Origin of the sequence: Haloarcula salinisoli (assembly GCF_019599405.1) — an archaeon.
Classification (GTDB): domain Archaea; phylum Halobacteriota; class Halobacteria; order Halobacteriales; family Haloarculaceae; genus Haloarcula; species Haloarcula salinisoli.
In genome coordinates, this window is the sequence record NZ_RKLQ01000002.1 from 366,213 (window position 1) to 379,180 (window position 12,968).

General features: G+C 66.1%; 13 protein-coding genes. 5 read left to right on the forward strand and 8 right to left on the reverse strand.

All coding sequences use genetic code 11. From position 1 onward, the window contains the following. Positions 1-83 precede the first annotated feature (83 nt). Positions 84-1,763, forward strand: coding sequence for a thermosome subunit alpha (gene thsA / locus EGD98_RS10990; protein WP_220589403.1), 1,680 nt, complete (start codon positions 84-86; stop codon positions 1,761-1,763). Positions 1,764-2,051: 288 nt separating this feature from the next. Beyond that, a complete protein-coding gene (locus EGD98_RS10995) occupies positions 2,052-2,471 on the forward strand; it encodes a hypothetical protein (protein WP_220588417.1) in 420 nt (139 codons plus the stop codon). 4 nt (positions 2,472-2,475) lie between these two features. Here the strand turns inward: EGD98_RS10995 and EGD98_RS11000 are convergent, their stop codons facing one another. Together EGD98_RS11000 and EGD98_RS11005 are read right to left on the reverse strand one after the other, a co-directional pair. Then, positions 2,476-4,311: a pentapeptide repeat-containing protein gene (locus EGD98_RS11000; RefSeq protein WP_220588418.1), complete on the reverse strand. Its 1,836-nt coding sequence runs from the start codon at positions 4,309-4,311 to the stop codon at positions 2,476-2,478. A gap of 62 nt (positions 4,312-4,373) precedes the next feature. Beyond that, positions 4,374-4,916: a pyridoxamine 5'-phosphate oxidase family protein gene (locus EGD98_RS11005; protein WP_220588419.1), complete on the reverse strand. Its 543-nt coding sequence runs from the start codon at positions 4,914-4,916 to the stop codon at positions 4,374-4,376. 119 nt (positions 4,917-5,035) lie between these two features. Here EGD98_RS11005 and EGD98_RS11010 point away from each other — a divergent pair, with 119 nt between their 5' ends. After that, positions 5,036-5,986, forward strand: coding sequence for an AEC family transporter (locus EGD98_RS11010; protein ID WP_220588420.1), 951 nt, complete (start codon positions 5,036-5,038; stop codon positions 5,984-5,986). Here the strand turns inward: EGD98_RS11010 and EGD98_RS11015 are convergent. Together EGD98_RS11015 and EGD98_RS11020 are read right to left on the reverse strand one after the other, a co-directional pair. Continuing rightward, the gene (locus tag EGD98_RS11015) at positions 5,983-6,246 is read right to left on the reverse strand and encodes a HalOD1 output domain-containing protein (protein WP_220588421.1); all 264 of its coding nucleotides are present in this window, start codon (positions 6,244-6,246) and stop codon (positions 5,983-5,985) included. The two genes, EGD98_RS11010 and EGD98_RS11015, sit on opposite strands and share 4 nt — an antisense overlap. 119 nt (positions 6,247-6,365) lie before the next feature. Further along, positions 6,366-6,836 carry an Lrp/AsnC family transcriptional regulator gene (locus EGD98_RS11020; RefSeq protein ID WP_220588422.1) on the reverse strand — a complete coding sequence of 157 codons (471 nt, stop codon included), beginning with the start codon at positions 6,834-6,836 and terminating at the stop codon, positions 6,366-6,368. 337 nt (positions 6,837-7,173) lie between these two features. Here EGD98_RS11020 and EGD98_RS11025 point away from each other — a divergent pair, with 337 nt between their 5' ends. Then, complete coding sequence (locus EGD98_RS11025) at positions 7,174-7,500, forward strand: NifU family protein (RefSeq protein ID WP_220588423.1); 327 nt, start codon at positions 7,174-7,176, stop codon at positions 7,498-7,500. Between the two features lie 155 nt (positions 7,501-7,655). Here EGD98_RS11025 and EGD98_RS11030 read toward each other — a convergent pair whose 3' ends face one another. Further along, positions 7,656-8,033 (reverse strand): metal-dependent transcriptional regulator, encoded by a 378-nt coding sequence (locus EGD98_RS11030; RefSeq protein WP_220588424.1) that lies wholly within the window; start codon positions 8,031-8,033, stop codon positions 7,656-7,658. 407 nt (positions 8,034-8,440) lie between these two features. On the opposite strand from EGD98_RS11030, the gene EGD98_RS11035 reads away from it, so the two are divergent. Beyond that, positions 8,441-10,078 (forward strand): hypothetical protein, encoded by a 1,638-nt coding sequence (locus EGD98_RS11035; protein ID WP_220588425.1) that lies wholly within the window; start codon positions 8,441-8,443, stop codon positions 10,076-10,078. Positions 10,079-10,158: 80 nt separating this feature from the next. Here the strand turns inward: EGD98_RS11035 and EGD98_RS11040 are convergent, their stop codons facing one another. The 3 genes from EGD98_RS11040 to lrp all read right to left on the reverse strand — a co-directional run bounded on the left by EGD98_RS11040 (position 10,159) and on the right by lrp (position 12,932). Then, on the reverse strand, positions 10,159-11,679 hold the full coding sequence (locus EGD98_RS11040; RefSeq protein WP_220588426.1) for an MATE family efflux transporter: 1,521 nt from the start codon (positions 11,677-11,679) through the stop codon (positions 10,159-10,161). Beyond that, positions 11,676-12,272, reverse strand: a complete 597-nt coding sequence (locus tag EGD98_RS11045) for a TetR/AcrR family transcriptional regulator (protein WP_220588427.1) — start codon at positions 12,270-12,272, stop codon at positions 11,676-11,678. Before EGD98_RS11045 ends, EGD98_RS11040 begins: the two co-directional genes overlap by 4 nt. Before the next feature lie 204 nt (positions 12,273-12,476). Then, entirely contained in the window at positions 12,477-12,932 is a 456-nt protein-coding gene (gene lrp / locus EGD98_RS11050) for an HTH-type transcriptional regulator Lrp (RefSeq protein WP_220588428.1), read from the reverse strand. Positions 12,933-12,968 lie beyond the last annotated feature (36 nt).

Here is a 12,968-nt window from a genome sequence, read left to right on the forward strand (position 1 = left end):
GCAGTGTGGCGGTCGAACGTCCGCCACCACAACTTTTATATAGAATCACTTTCAATCATCGTGTGACTATGGCTCAACAGCAGATGGGCAACCAGCCCATGATCGTACTCTCCGAGGAGTCCCAGCGGACATCCGGGAAGGACGCCCAGTCGATGAACATCACGGCGGGCACAGCCGTCGCCGAGGCCGTTCGGACCACACTCGGTCCGAAGGGCATGGACAAGATGCTCGTCGACAACTCCGGGTCCGTCGTCGTCACGAACGACGGCGTCACCATCCTCGACGAGATGGACATCGAGCACCCGGCCGCCAACATGATCGTCGAAGTCGCCCAGACCCAGGAGGACGAGGTCGGGGACGGCACGACGACGGCGGTCGTCATCGCGGGTGAACTGCTGTCGAAGGCCGAGGAGCTTCTCGACCAGGACATCCACGCCACCATCCTGGCCCAGGGGTACCGCCAGGCCGCCGAGAAGGCAAAGGAGATTCTCGAAGAGAACGCCATCGACGTCGACGCCGACGACACCGAGACCTTAGAGAAGGTCGCCGGCACGGCGATGACCGGCAAGGGCGCCGAGTCCTCGAAGGACCTGCTGGGCGAGCTCGTCGTCCGCGCGGTCCAGTCCGTCGCCGACGACGACGGCACGGTCGACACCGACAACATCCAGATCGAGACCGTGGTCGGCGGCGCCACCGACGAGTCCGAACTCGTCGAGGGCGTCATCATCGACAAAGAGCGCGTCCACGACAACATGCCCTTCGCCGTCGAGGACGCCGACATCGCGCTCCTGGATACGGCTATCGAGGTCCCCGAGACCGAACTCGACACCGAGGTCTCGGTCACGGACCCCGACCAGCTCCAGGAGTTCCTCGACCAGGAAGAGAAACAGCTCAAGGAGTACGTCGACCAGATTGCTGCCACTGGCGCCGACGTCGTCATCTGCCAGAAGGGCATCGACGACATGGCCCAGCACTACCTCGCACAGGAGGGCATCCTCGCAGTGCGCCGCGCCAAGAAGTCCGACATCGAGGCCCTCTCGCGCTCGACGGGCGCCCGCATCGTCTCGAACATCAACGACATCGAGGCCGACGACCTCGGCTTCGCCGGCTCCGTCGCCCAGAAGGACATCGCTGGCGACGAGCGAATCTTCGTCGAGGACGTCGAGGACGCTCGCGCTGTCACGATGATTCTCCGCGGCGGCACCGAACACGTCGTCGACGAAGTCGAGCGCGCCATCGAGGACTCCCTCGGCGTCGTCGCCGCCACGCTGGAGGACGGCAAGGTCCTCCCCGGCGGCGGTGCTCCCGAGACCCAGCTCGCGCTCGGCCTGCGTGACTACGCCGACTCCGTCGGTGGGCGCGAACAGCTCGCCGTCGAGGCCTTCGCCGACGCCATCGACGTCATCCCGCGCACCCTCGCCGAGAACGCGGGTCACGACCCCATCGACTCCCTCGTGGACCTGCGCAGCAAGCACGACGCCGGCAACCAGACCTTCGGGCTGGACGCGTACTCCGGCGAGGTCGTCGACATGGAGGAAGACGGCGTTGTTGAGCCGCTCCGTGTCAAGACCCAGGCCATCGAATCCGCCACCGAGGCGGCCGTGATGATCCTGCGCATCGACGACGTCATCGCCGCGGGCGACCTCAAGGGTGGCCAGGGCGACGACGACGAAGACGAAGGGCCTGGCGGGCCCGGCGGCGCAGGCGGCATGCCCGGCGGCGGCATGGGCGGCATGGGCGGCGGCATGGGCGGCATGATGTAAGACCACTTTTTGCAACTCCCTCGGGCGGCTTCGCCGCCCTCGGTCGTGCAAAAACGTGGGGCAAAATCGCGACTTCGCCTCCCGTCGCGCGCCTTCGGCGCGCGGTGGTCGGCTCGCCGCGGTTGAACCGGCGCGCTGCGCGCGCCGGATGCTCGTCCCTACCGCAGTCCGCACCGCTCGCTAACTGATTTCTCTCTTTGCGGTTCGACACTGACCCGATAGCCGCTGCGTTCGTCTTCCAGTCGATTCACCGACACCAATTTCAATATGCCGGTCGAACCACGCCGTATGAGCCCGGTCTTCGACGTGGGGACGTACTTCCCCGAGCGACCGCCGACGTGGGCCGAAGTCGTGACGACGCTGCTCGTCACGGCGACCGTCGTCCCCGAATTTCTGGACGACACGGTGTCGCTGCCCATCGCTGTCGCTGGCTTCGTGCTGTTCGCCCTCGCAGTCGGTCCGGGAGCGAACAGCAGCATCGGGCAGCGAGTCGGGCAGTGGTTCCGCGACATCGGCAAGCACGATCGCGCACTGGCTATCTTCGTTTTTCTGGTCACGATGGCTGTCCTCTCCCTGGTCGCCGAAGCCCTCGTGGTGGTGCTCGCGGATGCGGCGGCCGGGGGGATGATGGCCGTCGCCCTGTACGTCTTCGTCCACGCTGTGCGAGCAGGTGGCGTCGAGGGCTGGATGAGCGACGAGACCGGCTGAACTCTCAGAACCGCTCGCGATTCCCGAGGATATAGCCAAGCAACACGATGAGCAGTGTCCCGCCGAAGGTCTCGATGAGGGCGATGGCGTCGACGAGTGGTATCGTCGGCTCGCTGTCCACCGGCGGCGCCGTCGTAAAGGTCACCACGCTGTAGTAGATGGGCTCGGTGATGCCGGGGTCCAGTTCGTAAGCCACCGCTGCGACGGCAAAGAGCACCAGCATCCACACGGTGAGACGGAACGGGCGCACGCCGAAGCCGGTCGTCACGCGGGACGCCCACGAGCCCAGATAGGCCCCGTAGGCAGCGAGATTGCCCTGTCCGGGGGTCACGCTCGGCCGTCCGTCGCGCAGCTGCACGTAGCCGGTCACCGACCCGTTCGCGCGGGCTTCGTACCCCCTGGCACGGCGTTCGAGGACGTGCTGTCGGCGGGCCTTTCCCACCAGCCCGGCCTCGCTGTAGGCACCTTTCAGGTCGTTGTAGGCCCGGGCGATAGCGTCCCACGCGCCGGCGTCGTCGGCCGCAGCTTCGGCGCTCGTCTGTTCCCCACACCGGGTCCCCTGGCTCACGGTGATGTCCGTCAGGACGCTGTCGCGGAGGTCGCCACCGCCCAGCCGCGCGCCGCGACAGTCCGCATCAGTCAGGTCCGTGCCCCAGCAGTCTACCGCGGGGAGGTCGGCCTCGGCCAGCGTCGCACCGGACAGGTCGGCCTCCCGGAGTGTCAGTCGGGCGCCGTGGGTGGCTTCGAGACTGGCGTCGGCCATGTCGGCGTTCCGGAACGTCGCGCCGTGCAGCGTCGCGCCGTCGAGCTGGACGCCCTCGAGTTTGGCGTCCCGGCAGATGGCCCCGCCCAGGCTCGCCCTGTCGAGCACGCTGTCGCTGAGCGTCGCCTCCCGCAGGTTCGCCCCGGTCAGGTCGACGTTGCGGAGGTTCGCCCCGCTCACCTCAGCTCGGCCGAGGTTCACGCCGGCGCAGTTTGCGTCTCTGAGGTTCGCTCCCCCGAGGTCGACCTGTGCGAGGTTCGCACCGTCGAGCTCGGCGCTGTTGCAGTTCGCGCCCCGCAGGTCCGTCCGGCCGAGATACGCGTCGGTCAGGACAGCCTTGTAGAGCGTCGTCCGCCGCAGTGTCGCCCGCCCGATAGAGGCGTCGGTGAGGTCCGCGCCCTGCAGGCTCGCCCGCGTCAGCGTGGCCCGACCCAGCACCGCCCCGGTCAGCTCCGCCCGGCCCAGATAGGCTTTCGTCAGGTCGGCGCTCTCGACGTTCGCGTCGGTCAGGTCCGCCCGGCCGAGGTAGGCCTTGTGCATATCGGCCCGGTACAGTTTCACCTCGACCATCGTCGCTCGCCTGAGGTTCGCGTCGCGTGCATCTGTCGCCCGCAGGTTCGCGTCGGTGAGGTCTGCACCTTCCAGGTTCGCCCCCCGTAGGTCGGCATCGCGGAGCGTGGCGTCGGTCAGGTCCGCGCCCGCCAGGTTCGCCTCCCGCAGGTCGCTCTCGCGGAGCGAGGCCCCGCGGAGGTCGGCCTCGGTGAGCGTCGCACCGCGGAGGTCGGCCCCTCTAAGGGCGACCCCAGCGAGGGCCGCCCCGCGCAGTGTGCAGCCGGCAAGCGTCGCCCCGTCGAACAGCTCGGTAAAGGGCCCACGCCGTCCTCTCGATGGCCCACGGTCGCCCGGGGCCGCCGCTATGGCGCTGTCCTCGGCCGCTATTTCGGGCGCGTGCAGGCTGCAGCGGTCGGCCCCGTCCGCGACCGGGCGCGCACAACAGGCGGCCTGGGCGGTCTCCTCTGCCCGCCGCTCGACCCGCAGGCACTCGGCCGGCCACTCGTACCTGCACCGGTCGACCATATGTCGTTTTCACAACCAGTCGGTTTCAAAGCCCCGGCGCTCGCCGGGCGCCGGTAGCGGGCCTACTCCAGCCGACCCGACGAGTCGGGCGCTCTGAGTTCCGGCGGCAGTTCGAGCTGTTTGATACCGGCCCGGTCGTCGATATCGAACCGATAGATGGCCGTCGTCGCTCCTCCGCGGTTCGCTTCGCTCTCCGCTTCGGTTCGAGGCGCGTCGCGCCTCGCTTCGGCGGCTCGTTCGAACAGCTCTGGTTGCCAGGCAACGTCCATCCGCTCTTCGAGCGCCTCCCGCTCTGGGGCCGAGACTGCTCCGATGGTCCCAGTCAGCAGCACGCTGCGCCAGTTGAACTGGGCCTCGACGTTGTAGACGAGGAACCGCGCGGCGCCAGCCTGGTCGGACAACGCCTGCTTCTCGCTCTCCCCGCCGAGCACGTAGACGAAGTACAGCGCGTCCTCGCCGTCGAACCAGTAGGAAAGCGGCCTGAGCATGGGCGCGCCGTCGGTCGGGACGCCCAGCACGCCGACACTCTCGCTCGAGAGCGTTCGCTCGATGTCGTCGCCGTCCATCCGCCGCATCCCGAAGGCTTCGAGACTGTCGACTGTCATGTCTCCTCGTTCGTCGCTGTCGAATATAAAAACACCAGCCGACTGACCAGTCACACAGCCCTCGTCCGTCTGTCTCCGAGCCGAAACTGTTCTGCCTCTCGCCGCGTGACACACCACCAGTGTCGCTGCTCGGAATCTTCGCGACGGCCATCCTCCCGATCGTCGCCGTCGCGGCTGTGGGCTACGCGCTGGGTCGGTACCGCGACGTCGAGGCCGACGCCCTGAACACCATCACCGTCTACGTCCTCGCGCCGGCACTCGTCGTCCACAGCCTGGCCACCTCACAGCTGGGCGGCGGGACCATCCTCGCCGTCGTGGGTAGCGTCGGGCTCTTTACCGCCGTGATGCTCGCCGTCGGCGAGGCGGTGGGCCGACTCTCGGGCCAGCGCGAACCGATGCTGGGCGCGTTCGTCCTCGTCGCCGTCTTCCCCAACACCGGCAACTACGGCATCCCGCTCGCGGACTTCGTCTTCGGACCCACTGGCCGCAGCGTCGCGGTGCTGGTCACCGCCCTCGAAGCCGTCATGATGTACACCGTCGGTATCTACATCGCGGCCCGGGGCGGCGAGAGCGACCCGCTCGCGGACATGCGGCGGGTGTTCGGCGTCCCGTTCGTCTACGCCGTCGTCGTCGCGCTTTCGGCCCGCTACGCCGGCGTCGTGCCGCCGGTCGAGTCGACGCTGATGCAGACCCTGGAACTCGTGGGCAACGCCTCGATTCCCGTCATGTTGCTCATCCTGGGCATCCAGCTGGCCGGCGTCGACATCGAGGGGACGCTCCGACCCGTAGGGGCGGCGGGCGCACTGCGACTCCTCCTCGCTCCGCTGGTCGCGAGCGCGGCGGTGCTACTCGTCGGCGTCGGCGACCAGACCGTGGCTCGTGCGGTCGTCCTCCTGCTTGCGACGCCGACCGGCGTAACCACTATCATCCTCGTCGGCGCGTTCAGCGGCGTCGGCGACGGGCTGGCGCCCGGCGAGTTCACGAGCGCGACCGTCTTCGTCACGACGGTCGCGAGCGTCCTCACTGTGACCGCCCTCGTCGCGGCACTGGAGGCGGGCTGGCTCGTCTAGTCGCCGGCGGCGTCGAGCGGGGTGAGTTCGACGCGACTGCCGTCACGGACGGTCACCCGATAGCCGGCGAACTCGAACGCGACGGTGACGTCGCTGTCCCCACAGAGTCGGTCGAGCGCGTCCGGGTCGACGGCGTCGAAAAGCGGTGGCGAGATATCGAGCGGTGAAATCCCGTCGCGGTCCGCGATAGTATGGATAACTCGCTCACTGACGGTGGGGGTGGTCTCTGGAGCGAACTCCAGTGTGTTGGCGTGTCTCATCTCGTGACCGTTGTCTGGCAGTGAGAATATACTTATCGGACGATATATGAACGCTGTAGATTTCGAACTCTCGCCTAGGTGTGGTGTCCATCTCCGAAACGCGGTTACCGACGGTCGAACTACGGTCCCATTTCGAGTTCGAATCCGCTGAACGGCTGGCGGTCGTGACGCCAGATGAGGTGTTCGCGTTCGATTTCGAGCCCGAGTTTGTCGAGGCGCCGAGCGAGGTCGCTGACGGCTTCTTTTCTGCTCGCTGCTGCGACGACGTAGACGTTGTGCGTGCCGGTCATGAGCGTGAGGACCTCCGTCACGGAGGGCTGCTCTCGGGCCTTCTCGGCGAGTTGTTCGCGCTCGCTGACGCGGACCGAACAGACGAACAGGTAGTAGTGCTGGACGCCGGCCGTGTCGTAGTCCACGGTCGCCTGATAGCCGGTGATGACACCGCGCTCCTCGAGCGACCGGATGCGGTTGCGGACCGTGTTGTCGGAGACGTTCACCGCGTCGGCGATCTCCGTTATGGGCTTTCGGGCGTCCGTCTGGAGGTGGTGGATGATGGCCCGGCCGAGCCTGTCAGTTCTATTACATCCCATGGGGATATATCTCCCGTCGGCTTCTTAACGGTCAGGTCGGTTACCGGACCCCGCTAGTGACCTGGTTCGCAGGGACTGCTTGGGACCTACGACCCCGTGTCGGAAATCGCTACGACAGTCCTCTCAGTCGTCCGCAACGGTCCCATCAGGGCCGGCCCGCGTTGGCGACGCGCTCGCGCCCGGCGAGCGCAGGTTTAGGCAATACGAAACTTGATAGAAGGCGTGTATATTTGAAGTTAGCACTACCTAAAAAGGGCTCTCAGAGCCCTTCTAGGCGTTTTTTAGGCACTACTAACAGCTAATCTTTATTACATATGTGGCCCAACACTCTGTTACAATGAGCACAGAAAGCCTTGCACGGCAGACGCGGAACTACATCAGCAACAACGTCCCCCAGATTCAGCAACACGGCGGCTCCTTCGAAGTCCGAGACGTCGACGAAGCGGCGGGGACGGCGACCGTCGCTATCGGCGGCGCCTGCTCGGGCTGTGGCATCGCTCCGATGACGATGAAACTCATACGGCAGCGCCTCCCGGAGAGCGTCGACGGGCTGGAGAACGTGGAGGTCGTTCAGTCCGGTGGCCCCCGCGCCGCCGTGATGCCCTCCAAGACCAGCGAGATGGACGAGATGGACGAGTACGAAGACTACAGTCCGCCGTTCTAGGCGTGCCGGTCGAACTCGCAGCGCTCGTCACCTCGCTGCTCGCGGGTCGCTAGCGCTCCCCGTCGTCGGGCGGCATCGCCGCCCGACTGCCTGCGGGACCGTCGGTCCCGCTCCGCTCGCAATAACGAGGAATCTCACTCCGTTCGATTCCTCGCTTACTCCGCCAGCTCGGCCGGGTCGTCGTAGGGAAGCGTGGTCGCGAGTTTCTCGGCCACGTTCGGACTGACGTTGCCGGCGAGTCGCATCGCCTCGGTCTCGTAGTTCTCCAGGTCGAGGACGCTCCGGAAGAACCACGACAGCCGAACGTAGGTTTCGTGCAGTTCGGCGGCGCGTTCCACCCCTCGCTCGGTGAGCGTCGTCCCCTCGTACGCTTCGTACACGACGAGCCCGTCTTCTTCCAGCCGCTGGAACGTCTCGGTAGTCGTCGCCGTCGAGCGGTCCAGCATCTCGGCGACTCGTCCCGAGGAGACCGGCGGCGGTTCTCGGTGGCCAGCGATGTAGAGCGCGAGGAGATAGGGTGGCGCCCGGGTCATTGGTCGGCGACGACTGCTGGTGGAGACCGCTGCCCGCCCCATCTCTGTCTTGACGGAACGACCGGTTCGTCGCGTCCTGACGAACCGATCTGTGTCTGTCGCTCCGCTTCCACCCGCCGGGGTGACCGCGGGCCGGGCCGTCGCCGCTGTCGTGTCGGTGGCGTGCTTCTCCCACGAGGCCGGTTCTCGCTGGCGTCGCCCGAGCGAGCGACGGGACAAGCGGCGCTGTCGCCGCCCAGTGTCCCCCAATGCTCCTGGCCGGGTGCCGTCGAGACGCGCATATACTCTCCGCCGGGTCAACAGTACATAATGGCTGCGGATTTTAGGCCAGCCAAAACAAACGCGCCGAAGCCGCCACGCTGTCTAGTTTTCAAAGAATTTAAAATTAAATAATCCGACGTTCAGCCATGGCAGTCGAATACGACGACCTGTCCGACGACGCCAAGGAATCGCTCCTCGCTGACCTCGAAGGTCGGATGAAGGACCCGCAGTTCGACTCGACGCGCCGTGGCGTGTTACAGGCGGGCGGTGTCGGACTTGCGTCCCTCTTCGGTGTCGGCTCGGCACGAGCTGACTCACCGGCACTCTCGGACGGCGAGAACGAGGCCCCGAGTATGGCGATGCCCGACGCAGAGCGACTGGCGACGGGCCACGTCGTCGCCGTGACCACAAACGAACGCGTCGTCGTCGACCCCAGGGAGTATGCCGATTCCGGTCAGGCCATACAGGCGGCCAACGACAAGCTCCTGGAGACGATGGACGGGGAAGAGTACGGAACGGTCGTCATCCCGGCGGAGGGCCCTGACGGCAACGCGCACCACGTCTCCGAGACAGTCGCGTTCGGTGGGACCGGGAGCAACGTCATCCTCCCCCAGGGGTGGGGGTTCGGTGACCCCTCGGCGGGTATCCAGTGTGATATCGACGATGGCAGCCCGATGTTTCGGGTCGACGGGGAGACCGAGAACCTGACTGCTCGGTCCTGTCAGGGACTCCCGTTCGGGAACTTCACCGTCCACGGGAACGGCAACGACGCCGAGTGCGTTCGACTGCGCTACATCAACGCGTTCACTCAGCGAAACATCCAGGCGAGTGCGTTCGACACGGACACGGCAGACGGTGTGTTCGTCTACGAGGGGCGGTGTTACAACAGTGTTATCGACGAGGTTGGCTACTCGCAGGCCGGGTTCCACCCAGCCTGCCCGAACTGTGTCGTGTTTACCTTCAGCAACGAGCTGGCGAGGGAACGCGGTGTCGACACCCAAAAGCAGACGCCCGGCGAGCTGAAGTTCGGAACCGGCTGTTCGACGTACGCGGCTCCGGACAACCCCCTCGATACGGTGTACGACCAACAGATCGACTGTACGGGGATGTACTACAGGGGTCGTGCCGAGGGCGCCGGTGGGGACGCGATGTTCCACGTCACAGATGGCTACCTGACGCTTTCGGGCGCGGAGATCGGCCGCGTGGACGACCTGTCGGGCGACGGGACTCACAAAGTGCTGTTCTCCGGGACGAAGCTCACTGTCGACGACGCCTGTCAGTCGAAAACCGCCAACGAGCACGGTGACTGTATCCGTATCGCACAGGGGGCGGGACAGGTTCGAATCGCCGCGTTTCAGGATAGCGAGCCCGCCGGGCACAGTATCAATGTCGCGGAGGACGGCGGCGGCAGTAACATATACGTCGTCCCGTATCCGTCATCGCTTCGCGGCTCAGTGGGCTACCCGGACGAACGGTGGGAAGCCACGCGCTATCCGGACGGCTGGCAGCTCTATCGGAGTGGAAAGACCGTCATTCAGGCCAACGAGACGACGGTACTCAGCGACTGGGCCGGTGGGGCCGCGGAGTCGTCGAAACTGACGAACCTCACGTTCGAGGCCCCGGAGGAGACGGATGTCTCATTCCAGACCCCGCCGGATTCGGATGTCCGGTTCGAGACCGTCCGGGGGTGGTCCAGTAACAACGGGCAGCAGGTCCACGCCATCAGAGAGACCTCGGGACAGAAATTCTACCTATCCTGGGAGGTCCACAGACGGGCAGATTGACAGCCTGCATCGTCCTCGTCACGAGCGGCTTCTCTCGGCCGGCACCGACGACTGCCCAGCTGGGCCGCTCGACGGGTCTCTTAGTCGTCGGCAACCGCCGCGTCGGGGTCGGCCCGCGGGTCGGCGTCGCGCCAGGTCCCGCGGGTGAACCACGCAAAGGCGAGCGCCGCGGCGACGACGTTCGAGACGCCAAAGGAGAGCCAGATACCCCGCTCTGCCAGCGAGAACGCCAGCGCGTCGACGACGCCCGTTCCGAGCGTCGCGGATATCCCAAAGAGCGGGTCGGCCGCCCGGGCCGGCAGGGCGACGGGGCGTGACATGACCCACGCGACCGGGAGCCGGACGACGCCCAGCATCGTCACCGCCAGCGCCGCTGCGGTGAGGGTCTTGCCCGCGCCGCGGAACCCGCCCGAGTAGGCCCGGACGATGCCGATGAAGCCGAAGGTGGGCGCGACCCACTGGAGGAACTCGGCACCGATACGGACGACCTCGGGGTCGTTGCTGAAGACGCTGACCACTGCGGGGGCAGCGAAGATGGTGATGACGCCCAGGATAGAGAGGAGGGCAAAGGAGACTTTTGCCGCGAAGTGGTTGGCCCGTCCCGCCCGATTGGGGTGGTCGGCCCCGAGGTTCTGGCCGGTCATCGTCTCGACGCCGCGGTCCATCGCGATGGCGGGCATGAACACGAGCGAGAACACGCGGATGCCGACGCCGAACGCGGCGACGACCGTGACCGAGAACGTCCCGACGATAAACAGCATCGCGTTGACCGACAGCGCCCGGCCGGTCCCCTCGATGGAGGCGGGGACGCCGATGGCGAGCAGCTTCTTCAGGTACGTGAAGTCGGGCACCATATCCCGTGGGTTGACCTGGATGCCGCGGTCTCCCCGCAGCATGATGGCGATGCCGACGGCGAAGGCCAGCCCCCGCGAGAAGACGGTGGCGACGGCGGCCCCGACCACGCCCAGTTCCGGGAACGGCCCCCAGCCGAAGATGAGGAACGGGTCGATGACGATGTTCAGCACGACCGTGCCAAGCATGACGAGCATCGGCGTGACGGTGTCGCCGGCCCCCCGCATCAGCGAGATGAACACGAAGAACCCGAACATCGTCGTCAGTCCGAGCGAGACCACCTGCAGGTAGCCCGTCGCGCCCGGGAGGACCTGCTGGGAGGCCCCGAGCAGCCGCAGGAAGTCCTCGACGAAGAAGTAGCCGACCGAGCCGAGCAGCAGCGAGCCGACGATCGCGAACGTCAGCGTCTGGGAGGCGGCGTACTCGGCCTGGGCGTGTTCCTCGGCCCCGGTGTGCTGGGCGACCAGCACGCTGCCCGCCACCGACAGGCCCATCCCCAGCGAGATGAGCAGGAAAATCATCGGGAAGGCAAACGAGATGGCCGCCAGCGCGGTCGTGCTGTACTGTCCGAGCCAGAAGGTGTCGGCGAGGTTGTACGCGACCTGCAGCAGGTTCGTGATGACGATGGGGAAGGAGAGATACAGCAACGGCTTCCCGATGGGGCCGCTGGTCAGCTCCAGCTCCTCTTTGCTCTTGAAAAGCCCGCTCAGCCGCTCCGCGACGGCGCTCACACGCTCGCGGGCGCTCATGCTTCGAGCGCCCCCGACTCGGCGAGCAGGTGTTGCCTGACGTACGAGCGCAGCATCCGTCTGGTGGACTCGACGGAGTGGCCGACGGTGACCCGCTCGGTCGAGGCCCCGGTCAACACGGTGACGAGGAAGCGCGCGGTCTCCTCGGGCTCGACGTCCGCCACGAACGTGCCGTCGTCGCGGCCCCTCGAAAGCACCTCGACGAACGCCTCGACGAGATACGTCTCGAACCGGCCCAGCCGCTCGCGGAAGCCGGGTTCGTATGGGGCCTGGGCCCGTATCTCCAGTAGCGCTGTCTCGAAGGCTTCGGGCTCGGACTCGGACTTCTGGAGCACCACGTCGACGAGTGCCAGTAGTTCATCGAGGGGGTCCTCGGCCTCGATGTCGGCCGTCCGCTCGACGAACCGCTCGTAGAGATAGTCGAGAAACGCACACAGCAGGTCGTGCTTGCTGTCGTAGTGGTAGTGCAGGGCGGCCTTGCTCTTCGGGGATTCGTCGGCGATGTCCTGCATCGTCAGGTCCGCGTAGCCGTGCGAGCAGAGCGCGCGATAGGTCGCACACATTATCTCCTCGGCGGCGTCGCCATCGCTCATTGACAGCACTAACTGACTGGTCAGTCAAGAATCCGTTGGTTCCGAGCCCGTTGCCGTGTCACCCTCACTCACCGCTCGGGCTGTTCGACGGTCCGACGCCAGTAGTCGTCGCGCAGAAAGCGCTCTTCGACAGCGCGGCCGCTCTGTGGGCGGTGTCGAGTTCCCCGTGTGTCACAGGTCCCCCGTCCTGTCGGTCGGCTCGCCCTACTCCAGGTCGAGCTCGAACTGCTCGTGTTCGCTGGCGGTGTTCAACACGACTGAGGTGTTGGACTCGTTGATCTCGGGGTCGGTGAGCAGCTCCTTGATCTGGGCGTTCATCCCGTCGGTGTCGGTGAACTTGCCGACGGCGATGATGTCGTAGTCGCCGGTGACCTCGTACACCGATATCATCTGCTTGTGCGCTTTGAGGCTCTCGGTCACGTCGGGCAGGGAGGACCCCTCCACCTTGAGCTGGATGATGGCTGTGACGTCATAGCCCAGCGCGTCGTAGTCCACCTTCGGGGTGTAGCCGTTGATGATACCCTCATCTTCCAGGTCCGAGAGGTGATTCGAGACGGTCGTCACCGATACGTCGAGGTCCTCACCGAGGCTTCGCAGGCTGGCACGGCCGTCACCCAACAGTGCATTCACTAACTTGCGGTCGAGATTTTCATACGTCATTACATCCACTCACGGTAGCGGGGGATTAGAATTTTA

Coding starts and splice junctions, on each gene's coding strand:
- thsA (WP_220589403.1), top strand. CDS start 84: ATGGGCAACCAGCCCATGATCGTACTCTCCGAGGAGTCCCAGCGGACA.
- EGD98_RS10995 (WP_220588417.1), top strand. CDS start 2,052: ATGAGCCCGGTCTTCGACGTGGGGACGTACTTCCCCGAGCGACCGCCG.
- EGD98_RS11000 (WP_220588418.1), bottom strand. CDS start 4,311: ATGGTCGACCGGTGCAGGTACGAGTGGCCGGCCGAGTGCCTGCGGGTC.
- EGD98_RS11005 (WP_220588419.1), bottom strand. CDS start 4,916: ATGACAGTCGACAGTCTCGAAGCCTTCGGGATGCGGCGGATGGACGGC.
- EGD98_RS11015 (WP_220588421.1), bottom strand. CDS start 6,246: ATGAGACACGCCAACACACTGGAGTTCGCTCCAGAGACCACCCCCACC.
- EGD98_RS11020 (WP_220588422.1), bottom strand. CDS start 6,836: ATGGGATGTAATAGAACTGACAGGCTCGGCCGGGCCATCATCCACCAC.
- EGD98_RS11025 (WP_220588423.1), top strand. CDS start 7,174: ATGAGCACAGAAAGCCTTGCACGGCAGACGCGGAACTACATCAGCAAC.
- EGD98_RS11030 (WP_220588424.1), bottom strand. CDS start 8,033: ATGACCCGGGCGCCACCCTATCTCCTCGCGCTCTACATCGCTGGCCAC.
- EGD98_RS11035 (WP_220588425.1), top strand. CDS start 8,441: ATGGCAGTCGAATACGACGACCTGTCCGACGACGCCAAGGAATCGCTC.
- EGD98_RS11040 (WP_220588426.1), bottom strand. CDS start 11,679: ATGAGCGCCCGCGAGCGTGTGAGCGCCGTCGCGGAGCGGCTGAGCGGG.
- EGD98_RS11045 (WP_220588427.1), bottom strand. CDS start 12,272: ATGAGCGATGGCGACGCCGCCGAGGAGATAATGTGTGCGACCTATCGC.
- lrp (WP_220588428.1), bottom strand. CDS start 12,932: ATGACGTATGAAAATCTCGACCGCAAGTTAGTGAATGCACTGTTGGGT.